At 63.2% G+C, this 16,731-nt stretch carries 19 protein-coding genes and 1 tRNA gene; 11 read left to right on the forward strand and 9 right to left on the reverse strand.

Annotation, left to right across the window (positions count from 1 at the left end; all coding sequences use genetic code 11):
* Positions 1-14 precede the first annotated feature (14 nt).
* Both ENE74_RS02225 and ENE74_RS02230 read left to right on the forward strand, forming a co-directional pair.
* The gene (locus tag ENE74_RS02225) at positions 15-2,255 is read left to right on the forward strand and encodes an outer membrane protein assembly factor BamB family protein (RefSeq protein ID WP_127689003.1); all 2,241 of its coding nucleotides are present in this window, start codon (positions 15-17) and stop codon (positions 2,253-2,255) included.
* 19 nt (positions 2,256-2,274) lie between these two features.
* Positions 2,275-3,177 (forward strand): sugar phosphate isomerase/epimerase family protein, encoded by a 903-nt coding sequence (locus ENE74_RS02230; RefSeq protein ID WP_127689004.1) that lies wholly within the window; start codon positions 2,275-2,277, stop codon positions 3,175-3,177.
* 17 nt (positions 3,178-3,194) lie between these two features.
* Here the strand turns inward: ENE74_RS02230 and ENE74_RS02235 are convergent, their stop codons facing one another.
* Complete coding sequence (locus ENE74_RS02235) at positions 3,195-3,458, reverse strand: glycerate kinase (RefSeq protein ID WP_127689005.1); 264 nt, start codon at positions 3,456-3,458, stop codon at positions 3,195-3,197.
* A gap of 194 nt (positions 3,459-3,652) precedes the next feature.
* Between ENE74_RS02235 and ENE74_RS02240 the strand changes: the two genes are divergently transcribed.
* Genes ENE74_RS02240 through ENE74_RS02250 form a run of 3 tightly spaced genes read left to right on the forward strand, consistent with a single transcriptional unit; the run spans position 3,653 to position 5,062 of the window.
* Positions 3,653-4,366: an HNH endonuclease gene (locus ENE74_RS02240; protein WP_127689006.1), complete on the forward strand. Its 714-nt coding sequence runs from the start codon at positions 3,653-3,655 to the stop codon at positions 4,364-4,366.
* On the forward strand, positions 4,353-4,763 hold the full coding sequence (locus ENE74_RS02245; protein ID WP_127689007.1) for a hypothetical protein: 411 nt from the start codon (positions 4,353-4,355) through the stop codon (positions 4,761-4,763). Before ENE74_RS02240 ends, ENE74_RS02245 begins: the two co-directional genes overlap by 14 nt.
* The gene (locus ENE74_RS02250) at positions 4,760-5,062 is read left to right on the forward strand and encodes a hypothetical protein (RefSeq protein WP_127689008.1); all 303 of its coding nucleotides are present in this window, start codon (positions 4,760-4,762) and stop codon (positions 5,060-5,062) included. Before ENE74_RS02245 ends, ENE74_RS02250 begins: the two co-directional genes overlap by 4 nt.
* Positions 5,063-5,216: 154 nt before the next feature.
* Here the strand turns inward: ENE74_RS02250 and ENE74_RS02255 are convergent.
* Positions 5,217-5,291, reverse strand: a tRNA-Gly gene (locus ENE74_RS02255).
* A gap of 224 nt (positions 5,292-5,515) precedes the next feature.
* On the opposite strand from ENE74_RS02255, the gene ENE74_RS02260 reads away from it, so the two are divergent.
* From ENE74_RS02260 to ENE74_RS02270, 3 genes are all read left to right on the forward strand, one after another.
* Positions 5,516-6,427, forward strand: coding sequence for a tetratricopeptide repeat protein (locus ENE74_RS02260; RefSeq protein WP_127689009.1), 912 nt, complete (start codon positions 5,516-5,518; stop codon positions 6,425-6,427).
* A gap of 1 nt (position 6,428) precedes the next feature.
* On the forward strand, positions 6,429-7,091 hold the full coding sequence (locus tag ENE74_RS02265) for an LON peptidase substrate-binding domain-containing protein (RefSeq protein ID WP_127689010.1): 663 nt from the start codon (positions 6,429-6,431) through the stop codon (positions 7,089-7,091).
* Between the two features lie 452 nt (positions 7,092-7,543).
* On the forward strand, positions 7,544-7,960 hold the full coding sequence (locus ENE74_RS02270; RefSeq protein WP_127689011.1) for a hypothetical protein: 417 nt from the start codon (positions 7,544-7,546) through the stop codon (positions 7,958-7,960).
* Positions 7,961-8,121: 161 nt separating this feature from the next.
* Here the strand turns inward: ENE74_RS02270 and ENE74_RS02275 are convergent, their stop codons facing one another.
* From ENE74_RS02275 to ENE74_RS02295, 6 genes are all read right to left on the reverse strand, one after another.
* The gene (locus ENE74_RS02275) at positions 8,122-8,457 is read right to left on the reverse strand and encodes an immunity protein Imm33 domain-containing protein (protein WP_127689012.1); all 336 of its coding nucleotides are present in this window, start codon (positions 8,455-8,457) and stop codon (positions 8,122-8,124) included.
* Positions 8,458-8,550: 93 nt separating this feature from the next.
* A complete protein-coding gene (locus tag ENE74_RS02280; protein ID WP_127689013.1) occupies positions 8,551-9,759 on the reverse strand; it encodes an FAD-dependent monooxygenase in 1,209 nt (402 codons plus the stop codon).
* Between the two features lie 66 nt (positions 9,760-9,825).
* Positions 9,826-11,490, reverse strand: coding sequence for an MFS transporter (locus tag ENE74_RS02285; RefSeq protein WP_127689014.1), 1,665 nt, complete (start codon positions 11,488-11,490; stop codon positions 9,826-9,828).
* 79 nt (positions 11,491-11,569) lie between these two features.
* Entirely contained in the window at positions 11,570-11,695 is a 126-nt protein-coding gene (locus ENE74_RS18615; RefSeq protein ID WP_277601345.1) for a hypothetical protein, read from the reverse strand.
* A 79-nt stretch (positions 11,696-11,774) separates the two neighbouring features.
* The gene (locus tag ENE74_RS02290) at positions 11,775-12,521 is read right to left on the reverse strand and encodes a sulfite exporter TauE/SafE family protein (RefSeq protein WP_127689015.1); all 747 of its coding nucleotides are present in this window, start codon (positions 12,519-12,521) and stop codon (positions 11,775-11,777) included.
* A gap of 359 nt (positions 12,522-12,880) precedes the next feature.
* Positions 12,881-13,063 (reverse strand): PspC domain-containing protein, encoded by a 183-nt coding sequence (locus ENE74_RS02295; RefSeq protein WP_127689016.1) that lies wholly within the window; start codon positions 13,061-13,063, stop codon positions 12,881-12,883.
* 430 nt (positions 13,064-13,493) lie between these two features.
* On the opposite strand from ENE74_RS02295, the gene ENE74_RS02300 reads away from it, so the two are divergent.
* Positions 13,494-13,922, forward strand: a complete 429-nt coding sequence (locus tag ENE74_RS02300; RefSeq protein WP_127689017.1) for a gamma-glutamylcyclotransferase family protein — start codon at positions 13,494-13,496, stop codon at positions 13,920-13,922.
* A gap of 35 nt (positions 13,923-13,957) precedes the next feature.
* Positions 13,958-14,899: a dienelactone hydrolase family protein gene (locus tag ENE74_RS02305; RefSeq protein WP_127689018.1), complete on the forward strand. Its 942-nt coding sequence runs from the start codon at positions 13,958-13,960 to the stop codon at positions 14,897-14,899.
* Between the two features lie 104 nt (positions 14,900-15,003).
* Here the strand turns inward: ENE74_RS02305 and ENE74_RS02310 are convergent, their stop codons facing one another.
* A complete protein-coding gene (locus ENE74_RS02310) occupies positions 15,004-15,528 on the reverse strand; it encodes a peroxiredoxin (RefSeq protein ID WP_127689019.1) in 525 nt (174 codons plus the stop codon).
* 132 nt (positions 15,529-15,660) lie between these two features.
* On the opposite strand from ENE74_RS02310, the gene recF reads away from it, so the two are divergent.
* The gene (gene recF, locus ENE74_RS02315) at positions 15,661-16,725 is read left to right on the forward strand and encodes a DNA replication/repair protein RecF (protein WP_127689020.1); all 1,065 of its coding nucleotides are present in this window, start codon (positions 15,661-15,663) and stop codon (positions 16,723-16,725) included.
* Positions 16,726-16,731: the final 6 nt, after the last annotated feature.

The raw sequence follows: 16,731 nt of genomic DNA on the forward strand, positions 1-16,731 counted from the left end.
ATGCGGATCCCATAATGCACGATGCTCTCGGCCGTTTCATCAAGCATCGCCTGTCTGTCGCGTGGACATGCAGCGTTGCCGCAAGCCTGGGCGTCTCTTCGCTGGTCGCCGCCGACCCCATGCCGTTCCATCAGATGGGGGAAGCGGCACCGCTTACCGTGCCGAAAGGCATGATCCCCGACACGGCGACATGGGCGCACTGGGGCAATACGGCGGGCAACCTGCGGTTTTCGAATGCAAACCAGATCGACGTGCGCAACGTTTCACAGCTCAAGGCCATATGGAAATACAGCCCCGGCCCGGATGCGACGGCGGGCGTGTGGCAGGCGACGCCGCTTGTCGTCAACGGGGTCATGTATCTGACCGATCCGTATGATGGGGCCGTGGCGCTTGACCCGGAAACGGGCAAGGTGCTCTGGACCTTCCGGGTTCCCGACCGCAAATTGCGGGTACGCGGGATCAGCTACTGGCCCGGCGACGCCACACATGGTCCCCGCATCATCTTTGGCCATTATGACCGCGTCTACGCGCTCGATCCGGCGACCGGCCGTCCGATCGCCGACTTTGGCGATGGCCATGGCTATATCGATCTGCGCAAGGGGATCACGGAGGATTGGCCGGACAATGAATGGCAAATCACATCCCCTCCGGCGATTTTCGAGAATCTTCTGATCGTCGGCGGCGCAACGTCGCGTGTCCAGTTCACAAGCCAGGGCGCCTCGGTAGATCCGCGCGCCTATGACATTCGCACTGGCAAGCAGATATGGCGCTTCAACCTGGTGCCGCGGCCGGGCCAGCGCAATTTCGGGACGTGGGCAGGCGACAGCTGGAAGAACCGGACCGGCCCCAGCGCCTGGGCCATCATGGCGGTCGATCCCGCACTGGGTCTGGTCTATGTTCCGGTCGGAACGGCCAATGCCGTCATGCTCGGCATGGATCGCCCCGGCGACAATCTTTACGCCAATTCCATACTCGCGCTCGACGCACGGACGGGCCGCTATCGCTGGCACTTTCAGACGACGCGCCATGACATATGGGATTATGACCTGCCGTCGCCACCGGCCCTGATGGACATCGTGGTTCGCGGCAAAAAGATACCGGCCATCGTGCAGGTGGGCAAGACCGGCCTGATGTTCATCCTGGACCGGCGAAACGGCAAGCCCGTATTCGGGGTCGAATATCGTCCGGTGCCGCGCAGCGAGATTCCGGGCGAAATCGCGGCCGAGACCCAACCGTTCCCGATCAAGCCGCTGCCGCTCGTTCCGCTCGGGTTTCGCCGCGCCGACATGACCCAGGTAACCCCCGAATCCAATCGCGCCTGCAACGCGCGCTGGGACCGGGAGGGCTTGCGCGACAGCGAAATCTATCAGCCGACACGGCTGCACGGCGGCACAGTGGTCGCGCCGAGCAACAATTCGGCGGCAGGCGGCACTTATGGGGGCGCGTCGATCAATCCCTACCTCGGCTATATCTACATCCATACCCGGCGGGCTATTGGCTATCATGCGGTGGAAGAGGATGGCAAAGGCGGAATCCGCATCAAGGGGCCCTATCGCGGCCTGACCGACGATCAGGGCCTTCCCTGCGCCAATCCGCCCTGGAGCGAACTGATCGCGATCAACGCTTCGACGGGTGATGTCGCGTGGCGGCGGCCGCTGGGTATCGTGGAGGCGCTGGGCGAACGGGGGCTGTCGGTCGGCAATCCCGGCAATGGCGGTTCCGTCGCGACGGCTGGAGGCCTCATATTCATCGGCGCGACCAGCGACGCGCGTTTTCGGGCCTTCGACGGGTTTACCGGCAAGGAATTGTGGGTGCACAATCTGCCTGCCCATGCAACCGGATCGCCGATCACCTATATCGGCAAGAGCGGCAGGCAATATGTCGTGATCGCGGGCGGCCGATCCCGCGAGGAAAACAGTCTGATTGCCTTTGCCATTCCACGGCCCGGAGAGCGCACGATCGACATCGCGCCGCGGTCGGCAGGAAAGGCCGCGCAGGCCAAGGTCGAGACCGCAGCCGTATCGTCAGCCCCCCTGCCACGCACGGTGGAGGAACTGGCACCCTTGCCGGGCAAAGCGGCCTTCGTTGAAATGTGCACGGCGTGCCATGACGTAACCACGTCGCTCATGCGTCGGCGGACGGCGCGCGACTGGCGCGACACGGTAAGCGATATGCGCGGGCGCGGCGCGCCCGGCGACGATGCCAAGGCGGCACGGGTCGTCGACTATTTGACGCAGGCCTACGGCAATCCCTGATTTCCCGGAGACAAATGCGATGTTCATCAATCGGCGATCCGTCCTGCAAGCGGCTGGCTATGCATGTCTGTGCGGGTCATCGTCACAGTCCGCGCTGGCGAGATCGCGTCGACCAAAGCCCAAGGTCATCGCCAATCTCTACGCTTATTACGACGCCCATACCGTCGGACTGGACCCGTTGCCAGGAACCGAAAGGGCCATCCGGGAGCTGGCGCCGCTGGGCTATGACGGCTTCGAATTCTATTCCTACAACATGCGCCAGCCGAACGTCGTTTCCGACATGAAGCGGCTCGGCAAGCAATTCGGCCTGCCGTTGACCGGCTGCACCTACAATGAGCCCATGTGGGACAAGGCACGGCACTCGCACATCGTTTCCGATGTCACCCCCATGATCGAACGGATGGCGGCAATCGGTGTTTCCACGTTCAATTTGAACGTCGGGGATGCGGGCCGGCGCAAGACATCCGCAGAGCTGGATGCGCAGGCGGATATTCTGAAATACATTCTCGCCCTATGTGCAAAGCACGGCATTGCCGCGTCGCTCCACAACCATGTGCACGAGATCGCCGACGACATGTTCGACCTGCGCGAAACCCTGAAACGTGTGCCGGACCTGATGCTGGGTCCTGATGTAAACTGGCTCACGCGGGCGGGGATGAACCCGGCGTCGTTCATAGAAATGTTCGGCAGCAGGATCATCTATCTGCATCTGCGCGATCAATATGCCGACGGCCGCTGGACCGAATATCTGGGCCAAGGTGCAACCGACTTTCCAGCCATCGCAGCGGCGCTGGACAGGATAGGCTTTAGCGGCGGTCTTGCGGTGGAACTGTCGTTTGAAAAGGGCTTCACGCCAACGCAGCCGGTCTGGCAATCCTATGCGGCCAGTCGCAAATATATCAAGAAGATATTCGACATCTAGCGCGGGCCACCAGTATCTCAGCTAACCGGGAGTGCGGTCGGCGGACCTTGCCACGGCCCGGCCAGATGCATGATGTCGCCAATCGATTTGGCTGTGCGGACAAGATCGGGTTCGGTGGCGGCGATCGCGGCAGCGACTGTGCGCGGATGCGGGCCAATCGGCAGCAGCGCATCAAACAGCCGGTGCGGTGCATCATCGGCATCCGGCGGCACGGCACCGGCCAGGGCGACGACGGGCTTGCCCGCGGCATGTGGGCGAAGCGCAAGGAAATTGATTTCCATATCGTTCACAGCTCCGGCCACGCTTCCAGCGCAGACCTATACCGAATGGCACAGGCCGTTGCGCCGCAACGCCTTTTGCCGATACATACCGTGCACCCAGAAAGATATGCTTCGCTTTCTGCCAACACAAAGATTGCAGCCAATGGGGAATGGGTGGCGGTCTGAACGGATATGCGAAATGAAGCAGTAGCGGCATGGCAATTACCCAAAAATCAATAAAGATTCTTTGGTCCGCTTCGGGCGGGCTATGTGCGTTTCCTGATTGTCGACAGCGACTGACTTTCAGCGAAGCCGGTGATTTTGCTCCTTACACATTGGGCGAGATGGCGCATATTTGCGGTGACCAACCCGGCGCAAACCGCCATAACGCAGCGCAGACGCCTCAAGAGCGGGATGACTATCAGAATCTCATTCTCTTGTGCCCCACTCATCACACCCTCATCGATCGTGCCGAAAACGAAGGACGATTCCCGGTCGAATTTTTGCACCAGATCAAGGCTGACCACGAAGCCTTCGTTCGATTGCGGCTTCATGCAGTGCCAGCGACCGACAAGCAGGCGATAGCGCGTGAAATTTCACCGTTGCTTGCCGCCAACCATCAGGTTTGGTTGAACTACGGCCCACTGTCCGACTTCGCGCGCAAAAACCCAAATAACGATGCAGCCTATGCTGTTTGGCTTTCTGAGCGACTGGGGACGATCGTACCGAATAATCGCCGCATCGCTGAGGTTCTAAACGAAGGCGTCCATGCTTTCACGCCCGCAGAACAAGCGATCATCGCCGATTTCCAGCTTCATGCTCGCAGTTACGAGCGCTGGGTGGCAGATGAGATTGCTTATGAAGGCGTTGTCCGCTTTCCGAAGGCCTTTGCCGAATTGATTGAAGAGACGTTGCATGCCAGCACATAGTGAAGCGTTCCCTTGGCCGAGCTATTATGGTCATTTCGACTTCTTTGAACAACGAATGCGTGCGCACAGCCGCGTGCGCGACCTGCAATCGTTGGGAAATGGGAGATACAGTCTAATCAAGACCGATGGCACCGTGCTCGAAGCCTTCGTTTGCGAATGCTACTCCTATGGCGCTGCTGAGTATCTGGAAACGATCTCTAAGCTCGGAAAGTTGGATGTGATTATCATCTCGTCCAACTGGTGCGGATATTCGGACGACCTCAAGATGCAATGCAGTGCCGAGCAGGTCGGCCTCTTCAGCATTCGGGATTTTATGGCGGCGCTCAATCGACCCAACTTCTGGGCCTATCTCAGTGACTGGGACGAGGAGCGCTACAAAAAGCGAGGCTTCCTTTGACTGAGAGCGTTGCGGTTTACGGGTTCGGCTCGTTCTTCAACGGCAAGGCCCGACCGCATGACATCGACCTATTGCTTGTGCATCGCTCAACAGATTCAGAGTCCTGCAAGTTTGCTATCGACTGCAAGGCCCAGATTAAATCGGAACTCCCTGCCGCTGACGTCGTGATGCTGTCACAGGCCGAGGCTGAAAGTCTCGATTTCCTTGAAAGGGCAAAGGCGATAAAGTTGGACAACGTGAGCGCCGCAACCATGGAGGCCGATGTGCGGGAACTTGCGAACCGACTCTTGAGACGCTGAGTGCACCACACGGGTCACACTCACTCGACAATTTCGAACCGGAAATCGCGGCCCGTGTATTAAATCCCCGTGGCGACATGGTGGCGATACAGATTGAAGGCATAAATTGGGCTCGCCTTGAAGGCGATTATCTCACTGATTTATATCGGAAAACTGGAGCGGGCGAAGGGATTCGAACCCTCGACCCCAACCTTGGCAAGGTTGTGCTCTACCCCTGAGCTACGCCCGCTCTGGCGGCCGGGGACGCAAGTCCTTCCGGCGGGTGAGGCGCGGCAACTAGCATCGGTTTTGCGATGCGGCAAGCGGGTTTTTTGGGCGTCCGCTCCAATCCTGCGGAAATTGGCGGACGGAAGCGCGGAAACGCGGCAAAGCGGACGGGATGGCTTGCGCAGGCGCGGCAATGCCCCACATAAGGGGCAGCATTTCTTTCATGCATCAGGCAGGAGACGGACATTGGCGACGCTGGGGTTGAGCGAGGCGGACAAGCAGGCGGTGGAAGATTTCCGCCGCGACGTGGTGGACCCGTCGCGCACATCGCTGGTCATCGTTGATTTCTGGGCCGAATGGTGCGGGCCCTGCAAGCAACTGACTCCGGTGATCGAGAAGGTGTGCGCCGAATATGCGGCCAAGGGCGTGAAGCTCGTCAAGATCAACGTCGACGAGAATGGCTTCATCGCCTCGCAATTCCGCGTGCAATCGATCCCGACCGTTTACGCCATTTTCCAGGGCCAGCCGGTCGCGGACCTGACGCAGGCGCGTACCGAAGGGCAATTCCGCCAGATGTTCGACCAGTTGCTGGCGCAGCTTCCCATCGAATCGGACGAAAAGGCGCAGGCGCAGGAAATCGCGCCGCTGATCGCCATGGGCGAGGATGTTCTGACGCAGGGCGACGCAGGCCGCGCCCTCTCCATCTTCACGCAGATCGTCGAGATGGCGCCGGACAATGCCGAGGCGCTGGCCGGGCAGATTCGTGCCCTCGTCGCACTGGGCGAGACGGACGAGGCGCAGGCCATGCTGGATGCGCTGCCCGAGGACATCGGCAAGACCCCGCCGGTCGAACGCGCCCGCGCCGCGCTCTCGCTGGCGCTGACGGTGCAGCCGGTCGAGGATCTGTCGGGTCTGGAAGCGAAACTCGCCACCGATCCCGACGATCACGAAACGCGTTTCGCGCTGGCGAACGGGCATATGGCTAATGGCGACCGCGATGCCGCCGCCGACGCCCTGCTCGCCATCATCGCACGCGACCGCGACTGGAACGAAGGCGCCGCGCGGCAACAGCTGCTGAAAGTATTCGAAGTCGTCGGGCTCGAAGATCCGTGGGTTTCGGCGCAACGGCGGCGGCTGTCTGCCATTCTGTTCGGTTGAGATGGCGACCCAGCGCATATCGCTGTTCCCGCTGACGGGCGCGTTGCTGTTTCCGGGGATGCAGTTGCCGCTGCACATCTTCGAGCCGCGCTATCGTGCGCTCATCCACGATGCGATGGCGCGCGACCGGCGCATCGGGATGATCCAGCCGCGCGGTGATGCGGCGGCGGGAGCGGCGGGCGGCGGGGCAGGACGCGAGGCGAACCCGGCGCGTCCGCCGCTCTATGCCATCGGCTGCGTGGGCCATATCGGCGAGTTCGAGGCGCTGGAGGACGGGCGGTTCAACATCATCCTGACCGGCCTTGCCCGCTTCAAAATCGTGCGCGAACTGGACGTGACGACACCCTTCCGCCAGGTCGAAGCCGAAGTGGAAATCGACGGCCATCGCGATGACGACATATTGGCGTCGGCGGAGCGCGCGGCGCTGGAACAGGAATCGCAACGCTTCGCCCGCGCGCAAGGCTATATGGTGGATTGGGATGCGGTGTCGCGCCTGGACGACGCATCGCTGGTGAACGGCATTGCCCAGATCGCGCCGTTTGACCCGGCGTCCAAGCAGGTGCTGCTGGAGGCGACGTCGCTGAAGGAACGGGCGGAGCGGACGATCCAGCTCATGCAGTTCTTCGGCCGCACCGACGGGGACGGCGCCGCGACGCTGCAATAGGGGTTGCGGGCGCTTTGCCCATGCGGGGAGCGCGGAAGTTCACGAAGTTCACACAACGTTACCCGCCCGGTTTCCTACTTTTGGGGTGGTGGCGGGAGGAGGCTGGACCGGTAACAACGGCGTCATTCTGACGAAAGTCAGAATCCATTGGTACGGGGTTCGCGCGCCTTCGCCAATGTTGAGCCAATGGAGGCTGACCTTCGTCAGCATGACGAATGGCGGAACAAAGTACCTCTTTTTGTCATTCCCGCCCTTCGACAAGCTCAGGATAAACTTCAGCCTTCGGCTGAAGGCGGCAACCCATTTCGCCAGCCGCACCCGAGTCACCAAGACGAGAGTTAGGTTCCCGCCTTCACGGGAATGACGGTTATGGGTGGATTACGGAATGACGGCTTTGAACCATTTAGTAGGAGAAAGCTGTCATTCGCTACACGACCACAGGGGGTTGAAGCATGGAAACCCATGACCTTGATAGATTTGGCATTCGGTCTGTGGAGGACATCGCCTTGTGCGAGTCTTCCGCCGCGTTAGAAACTGATATCCGTGCGGCTCCCGGCTTATCCGAATTGCTACAAGACGATTCAATAACGTCTCATGTCGGTCATTACATACTCAATGGCGTGATACGCAAATTGGATAGACCCCTATTTCTTCGGATTTGCGATGGCGAGATTGGTCAGATGCTCTCCAATCTGAGAGGCAAAGGTGAACACTACATGTTCATACCACCTCTCCAGGCGCGCAAGATCGGCCCTGAAGAAGTAACGCCGGAGGCGTTCCTCAAAGCAGCCGGTTGGGAAGTCTTGAATGACGACGACCACGTTATCTTTTGGAAGGCTTGGGAAAAAGCTGGCAGTCGTTGGGTTTAGTGAGCGACCGCTTATAAAGGTGAGCGGCAGCCGACAAGAATGGCAATAGATGGTCGCGTGACGCCGGGCGGCTTTCCGCCCCCGAACCGGACGGGCCAATCGGTCGCGTGGATAGCCTTTGAAGCCGGAGCGCTTTTAGGGTGGTTAGCGGACGGTCGGGTTTAGATATTAAGAAGGGCGTTGTCGGACCAAACATCCTCATATCCCTCAGCGACCAGAAACCTCCAGCCCGGAGGCAGGGCTATGAACGGCAATGCCGCCGGACAATGCTCTGCCAAGTGGTAAACATGCAGCGGCCTGAAAAAGTGCGGGTCATCGGACCATTCTCCTGACCAGATGAACCATCCAGTCGTCCCACTTTCCGGCGGATGACGAAGGCCATTGAGCGGTAACTCACCTCGCAGGGCGCTCTCGGAAATACCGACCTTGTATGTCTCTTCGGACGGCATGAATTTTGCGCCATACCGCTGACATATCTCAAGCTGCATTTCATCCATGCGCTAGATTTAGCGGGGTCTGCCTATGTCCGCTATGGGGAAGCCAGAAAACTCCCGTGATCGGCTAAAATTGGTCGAAAAACGACGCTCCCCCTAAACCGCTTCCCCCATCAGCAATTTCGGCAACGCTCCCGATTCCCCGCGTGCTTCCGCCATGAAGCGGTTCTTGAGCGGGGTCATGCGCTGGACGGCGCCCAGGCCGAAGCGGCGGATGGCCGACGGGACGCGGCCTTGCAGGTCGAACAGGCGGACGAGCACGTCGGTCGCCACCGCGACACTGAGCGAATCGAGGCTGCGCCATTTCTGATAACGCGCCAGCAGTTGCGCGTCGCCGGGATCGAGGCCGAGGCGCATCCCTTCCACCAGCACCTGCGTCAGGGCCGCGACATCGCGCAGGCCCAGGTTCAGGCCCTGCCCCGCGATCGGGTGGATGCCGTGCGCGGCATCGCCGACCAGCGCGAGGCGCGTGCCGGCGATCGTCGCGGCATGATGGAAACCCAGCGGATAGCTGGAACGCGGCGAAATGATGCGGATGTCGCCCAGGAAACCGCCCATCCGCTTCTGCGCTTCGGCCAGCCAAGCGCGTTCGCTCAGCTTCAGCATGGCGGGCGCCTGTTTCGCGGGGACGGTCCACACGATGGCGGAACGGTTGCCCGGCTGCATGGGGAGCAATGCGAAGGGACCGCCGGGATAGAAGATTTCATACGCGGTGTTGGCGTGCGGCACGTCATGCTCGATCGCGGTCACCATGCCGACATGCGGATAGGACCAGCGGGCGACGCGCATCCCGGCGGCGTCGCGCGTCGGGCTGTTGCGCCCCTCCGCCCCCACCAGCAGCGCGGCGGCAATCTGTTGCCCGTCACCCAGCGTGATGCGGACGCCGTCGGCATCGCGATCCACGCTGGTCGCCCGTTCGGGCTGGAACAGCGTGAGGCCGTCGGCATGCGCAGCGGCATCGCGCAGGGCGATGCGGATGTCCCTGTTCTCGAACATGGTGCCCATCGCGCCGTCGCCATCGGGCGTCACGAAATCGAGCGCGCCGGGCTTCAGACCGTCGCTGACCCAGATACGCTCGATCGGGCAGCCCTTACCCGCCAGTCTCTCGCCCACGCCGATCGCGCTGAGCATGTTCCACGTCGCACTGGCGATGGCGGAGATGCGCCCATCGAAACCCGGCGCAATCGCTGCGTCGGCGTCTGCCGGGTCGATGACGGCGGTCTGCACGCCATGGCGGCTGAGCGCGATGCCCAGCGTCAGGCCGACGAGACCTCCGCCCGATATGATGACGTCGAACCGCTGCATAGGATGCGTCCCCGATAACCGAGCCTATGATCTAGGGATGCGAGGGCAGCAAGGAAAGGCCCTCGATCAGCTTGACCGGGTCGGATCGGTCAGCGGGTCGATCGCGGCAGGCGGCGGGTCGCCGCGCGCGGGCAGCGCCACGCTCGTCTGACGCTCTATCATGCGGTGGACGACAGGCTGGCCCGGCCCCTGGTGAAGGGCGCGGATACGTTCCAGATTGGCGGCGTCGGCCTGCGTCCGGCGCTGGTTGTGGCGGATGTAATCGAGCCAGGTCGGCACGGTATAGCGTTCGATCCACAGCGTCTCGTCACCCAGATCGCGCAGCAGGGTCCAGTGCCGCGCGCCGTCGCGCACGCGTATCCGCCGCCGCTCGGCCATGGCCGACAGGAAAGTGGCGATGTCCGGCGGCATGATCTTATATTCGATCTCGACGGCGATCGGCCCGCTGCGCTGTTCGATCTCCACCGCCAGTTCGGGTTCGCTCCAGCGGTTCTGCGGATCGAGGTTCAGTTGTTCCACCTGCGGCAGCGGCACGAACAGGCCGAGCGGCACGCTCAACGCCTGGATAGCGGCGGCCACCGTCAGGGCGAGGGCGACACCATGGACATCGGCGATTTCCCCGAACAGCCAGGCTCCCGCCGCCATGCCGCCGAACGCCGCCATCTGATAGAGCGCCACCGCGCGGCCCACGACCCAGCGCGGCGCGGCCATCTGCACTGTGACGTTGAAGGTGGAAAGCGCCAGCACCCAGCCCGCCCCGCCCAGCAACAGCGCCAGAACCGTCACCACCGTCAGGCTGCTGTGCGCGCTGACCGCGGCGCTGATCGTCATGGCGGCGGCGGATAGCCGCACGATCCATTCGGTCGACAACCACTGCCGCACCCGTCCACTGCCCAGTGCGCCCGCCACCGCGCCAAGGCCGAAGGAACCCAGCAGCAAGCCATAAGTGAGCGGCCCGCCCGCCACCTGATCGCGCGCGATAAGCGGCATGAGCGCGGGAATGGCGCTGGCGGCCAGACCAAAGACCAGCGCGCGCAGCAGCACGATCCGCAAGTTGGGGGACATGGCGACGTAACGGATGCCCGCCCCCATCGCATCGGCAATCGGTTCGCGCGGAAGGAGGCGCGGCGGCCGTTCGGGCTTCCACCGGAACAGTACCGTCATCAGCGCGATATAGCTGCACGCGTTGATCGCAAAGGCGGCCGCCGCGCCCGCCGCCGCCACGATTGCCCCGCCGATCGCCGGGCCAAGGCTGCGCGCGATGTTGAACCCCATGCTGTTGTAGGCGACCGCACCGGGCAGCGCGGCGCGCGGCACCATGTCGCCGACCGACGCCTGCCAGCTTGGCCCGTTGAACGCCGTGCCACAGCCGATGAGGAACGTGAACATGAGGAGCAGGGCGGGCGTAATCCACCCCGCCCAGGCCGTAAGCGCAAGCGCGACCGATACCAGCAGCATGAAACCCTGCGCGCACAGCATCACCACCCGGCGATCCAGATTGTCGGCCATGGCCCCCGCCAGCAGCGAGAGCAGCATGATCGGCAAGGTGGTGGACGCCTGCACCAGGGCGACGAGCGCGGGAGAGGGTGACAGGGATGTCATCATCCACGACGCGCCGACCGACTGGATCAGCCCGCCGAAGTTGGAAGCCATGCTGGCCAGCCACACCGCGCGGAAGATCGGCACGGAAAACGGAGACACGGGCCGGGCGGGAAGATCGGGCGCTGGCATGGCTGACGCAGGCCCTAACCGGAAAGCGACGCTTTGGCCATGGGCGAAACCGCGGCGATTGCCCTGCGCGGGCGCTGCCTTACTTGATCGTCACGATGTTGAGGCCACCCGGCTTGGTCGAGGGGTTGGACGCATTGGGCTTGGGCGGCTTTTCCGCCTTGGGCTTGCGGGCTTCGCGACTGGTTTTCTTCTGGCCCTTGGCCATGGCGATGGTCCTTCTATGCTGTGCGTGTCGCCCTGATAGCAGATCGCGCACCGCATCGCGTATCTATTCGCCGGATCGGTCAGACGGCGTCGATCAGCAACTTGATACCCAGCCCGATCATCAGCAGATAGACGATGGTGTAGAAGCGCGCGCCGTGGACGCGCCGGACCAGCCAGACGCCCGCCAGCGTCGAGGCGATCGCCAGCGGTGCCAGCGCCGCCGATGCCGTCAGATTGGCCGCGCCAAACTCACCCAGGGCGATGTAGGCTGGCACCTTCGCCCAGTTGATGATCGCGAACAATATGGCGTTGGTGCCGACATATTCGGTGTGCGGCAGCCGCTGCGGCGTGACCCAGATCTGAAAAGGCGGTCCGCCCGCATGCGCGATCTGGCTGGTGAAGCCGGTCGCGACGCCGAAAGCCGCACCGGTAAGTGGCGACGCGCGCGTCGGCGCAGGCATGCGGCCGCCGCGCTCCACCCACAATCGCCAGACGCCGAAGCCGACGGATATGAGGCCGAGTGCCGCCATGATCGCGGCGACCGGCAGGCGCGCCGCAATCAGCCAGCCGAGCGCGATGCCAAGCAATGCGCCCGGCAGCATGATCGCGACGATCCGGCGGTTCCAGTCCCGGCGAAACGACCACACGCTCACCACGTCGCTGGCAATAAGCAGCGGCAGCAGGATGGCCGCCGCCTGCACCGGGCCGGTCGCGAGCGCCAGCACCGGCGTCGCGAGCGCGCCGAGCCCGGAAAAGCCGCCCTTGGCCAGCCCGATCAGGATGACGGCAATGCATGCGGCCAGGAGGAACCAGGGATCGGCGAACATGGACCGGCCGTAGCCTGTGCGGTGGGCGGGCACCAGAGGACTGGCATAGCGACGATTGCAATTGCTGCATCTGTACCGCCGCGCTTTGCGATTGAAGCAGGACGAGACGATACCTAATTGCGCTGTCCCGACATTATATTTCATCAAGGAGACATAAAATGCGTATCGCAACTTACGGCGTCGGCGCCCTCGTGGCCATCAGCGCCCAGATTCTGACTTTCTATTCGGTACTTTACGCCTGATCTGCACAAAAGGATCACCGGCTTCGCTGCGCCGTTAAAGCAGGACAACAAAAAGCCGCCCAGGGCATGCATGCCGGGGCGGCGTTTTTGTTGGTGCGACACGTGCGCCGGGGCTAGTCAGTTGGCGAGCCAGCCGACCAGCAGATAGCCGACGACGGCCACCGGGCCGAGCGCAAGCAACGTCAGCAGCACCAGCGCGATGCGGATCACGACGACATCGACACCCGTGCGCGTCGCCAGACCCGCGCAGACGCCCATGATCTTTGCGTTGCGGCGGTCGAGAGTGAAGCTGCGGTCCATAATCTTCTATCCTTGTCGAAACATATGGGGTTGAAACATGCGGGGTCCATGCCCCGCGGAACGGACGTGCCGGACGTCGGCTTTGACGTCGGCATTGGCGGCCAGTCAGGCGAACGAGACGGCCGGACCGGCGGCTGCGGTGACGAACACGGTGGCGACGATGAAAGCGGCGACCAGCGAGAAGGCGGCGTTCTGAAGCTTGCTGAAAGACATGATGATATTCCCTGTTACCTACCAAGCCGGACCATCCGGCGGATGCCAATAGCTTTGCACAGGCCGTGCCAATTTCGATTTTGCCCGGAAAATGGGACTATCTGTCGGCACGGCGCACGAATGAGCGCGGAATAAATCCCGTGAGTTGGGATAATTTTCCAACCTGTCGTAAATCGTCATGCTGGATTCAGATTTCTCTGTGCGATAGCCTGTGCCCATGCATTCGCTTCCGGCTCGACATCTGTTCGTCTACGGCACGCTGCGACGCGGCTGCGCAAACGCTGAGGCGACGTGGCTGGCAGAGGTTGCGCTCTGGATCGGGACCGCACAGGTCGCAGGCCGTCTCTATCATGTGGCAGGCTATCCGGGGCTGGTTCCCGATGCGCGCGGGCTGATGGTGCGGGGCGACCTGTTTCGCCTGCCGCATGGACCGGCGGGCGAAACGATCCTCGCCCGGCTGGACGCCTATGAGGAATGTGCGGCCGACTGCCCTGCGCCGCATGAATATGCGCGGATCATCCTGCCGGTGCAGACGCAGGACGGCACGGTCGATGCGTGGACCTATGTCTATCGCCATTCCACGGCCGGGCTCGACCTCGTTGTGGGCGGCGATTTTCTGCGCGACGCCCTGCCCCCGCCCCGCTAGTCTCCCGACCGGGGGAAAGCCCGAGGAGACCCGTAATGCATGACGACCTGACGCCCGACAGTCCGCAGCCCGCCAGCCTTCATACCGACAGCCTGGAACAGGACCGCCTGCCGGAGGATCGCAACTGGATCGCCTCGACCGGGGTAGACCGCCGCCGCCTTCTGGTGGGCGGGGCCTTTGCCGCCGGTTTTGCCGCTGCCTGCCAACCGGTCGCTTCGACCACGATCCAGACCGACGGCGCGGACATTGGCGAGGACAGCGCGACCGTGATGGCGGCGGACGGTTTTGCCGTCCCGCTATTCGTCGCGAAGCCACAGGGCAGCAAGCCCGCGCCCGTCATCGTCGTCGTGCATGAAATCTTCGGCGTGCACGAATGGATCAAGGACATCTGCCGTCGTTTGGCCAAGGCTGGCTATTGCGCCGTGGCACCGGACCTGTTCGCCCGCCATGGCGACGCGACCAAGATCGCCGATTACAAGGCGCTGATCGAAGGCATCGTTTCCAAGGCACCCGACGCGCAGGTGCTGAGTGACATTGACAGCGTCTATGCGTGGGCGGGCGAACATGGCGGCGACGCATCGCGCCGGGGCATTACCGGCTTTTGCTGGGGCGGACGTGTCGTGTGGCTCTATGCGGCGCATAGCAAGGCGCTGGACGGCGGCGTCGCCTTTTACGGACGGATGACGGGAAAGCCAGCGCCGCTTCAGCCGATGATCGCGATCGACGAGGCAGGCAAGCTGAATGCTCCCGTGCTCGGCCAATATGGCGGCAAGGACAGGGGGATACCCGTTGCCGACGTCGCCCTGATGAAAGCGAAGCTGAAAGAGGTCGGCAAGTCACCGCCGTCCGACATCACTGTCTATCCCGACGCCGATCATGGCTTCATGGCCGACTATCGCCCGAGCTATAACGAAGCGGCAGCAAAGGCCGCGTGGACCGCGACCCTCGATTGGTTCGGGAAATATGTGAAGGGGTGAGCGTGCCGCTGGTCCCCGGCGAAAGCCGGGGTCCGGGGCAACGAAATGCATCTCTGTGCAACTCTGTGCAACTCTGGACCCCGGCTTTCGCCGGAGAACAGACGTTATTTCATCGCCTGCACCGCGGCCAACGTGTTCTTGACATGCGCGGTGTAGCTCATGTCGCTGTGCACATAGGCGACGCGGCCGGTCTTCGCGATGACGTAGGAGGTGCGGTTGCTCATCCCCGCGCGCTGCGGCAGGGCGACGTCATAACCGGAAATGACACCCGGCCCGGCGGAGGCGACGGTAAACTTGTTGCGGCATTCCTCGACCGAAAACTTGGCCAGCTTGTCCACCGGATCGGCGGACAGGCCGATAACGGTCGCGCCGGCTTTCTTGAAAGCGTCCGTCGCCTCAGCGAACTCACGCGCCTCTGCGGTGCAGCCCGGCGTGAAGGCGGCCGGGAAGAAATAGAGCACCACCGGCCCCTTCTTCAGCTCCTGCGCCAGGTTAATGGTGCGGATCTTCCCCGCCAGCGCGCCGCGCGTCGTGAAATCGGGCGCTTTGGCACCGACGGGCAGTGCGGCGGAGGCCAGCGTCGGCATCGTGAGGAGAGCGGCGGCAAACAGCGGGAGAACGGATTTCATGGCGCAATGTCCTTTTCCGGCGAAGGGGAATCCTGTTGCTGCGGTGATGATCGCTATTGCCGCCGCGCGCAAGCCCGACGCGCGGCGGCATGCGATCTTACCCTATCGACAAAAGCCCGCTAGACCGCGGCGATGCTCAGCCGCCTTACCATCAGCGATTTCCGCAACCATGAGGACGCGCTGATCGTGCCCGCGCACGGCTTCATCGTGCTGACGGGCGACAATGGCGCGGGCAAGACCAATATCCTCGAAGCGATATCGCTGCTGGCACCGGGACGCGGGCTGCGCGGCGCGGCGCTGCGCGAGATGGCGCGGCAAGGCGGGAGCGGCGGCTTCGGCATCGCGGCGCAGGTGGACGGCGTAACGATAGGGACCGGCGCGACCGCCGAGACGCCCGACCGGCGCACCGTGCGAATCGGCGGCACGCAGAGTGCGGCGACGGCGCTGGCCGAACATCTGGCGGTGCTGTGGCTGACGCCCGCGATGGACCGGCTCTTCGCCGAAAGCCCCGGCGGGCGCAGGCGCTTCCTCGACCGGCTGACTCTGGCGTTGCATCCCGGCCATGCCACCCACAGCGCCCGGTATGAAGCAGCGATGCGCAGCCGCAATGCCCTGCTGACCGACAGTCGCCCCGCCGATCCGGCCTGGCTGAGCGCGCTGGAGGGACAGATGGAAGCGCATGGAACGGCGCTGGCCAGCGCACGGGCGGACTGCGTGGCGGCGCTGGCGATCGCGCTGGCCGAGCAACCCGACGAGACGTTCGCGCGGCCGTTGCTCGCTATCGAAGGCTGGACGGCCGATGCCGGGCCGCTTGCGACGCAATTGCGGGAGGGGCGCCGCCGCGACGCCGCCGCCGGGCGCGCCCTGTCCGGCCCGCACCGCAGCGACCTGATGGTGCAGCATGCGGCCAAGCGTCAGCCCGCAGCACTCTGTTCGACCGGCGAACAGAAGGCGCTGCTGCTGTCGATCATCCTGGCGCATGCCCGGCTGGTGGCGCAGCGGACCGGCCATGCTCCGGTGCTGCTGCTCGACGAAGTGGCGGCGCATCTCGACCCGGCGCGCCGGCTCGCTTTGTTCGACCGGCTGGCGGCGACCGGTGGGCAAGTGTGGATGACCGGCACCGAACCGGCGCTGTTCGACGGGCTGGCGCAGGCCACGCGCCTGCACGTCGAACAGGGACATATCACCCGCGTGTAACGACAT

The sequence above is a fragment of the Sphingobium algorifonticola genome (assembly GCF_004005485.1).
GTDB lineage: Bacteria > Pseudomonadota > Alphaproteobacteria > Sphingomonadales > Sphingomonadaceae > Sphingobium > Sphingobium algorifonticola.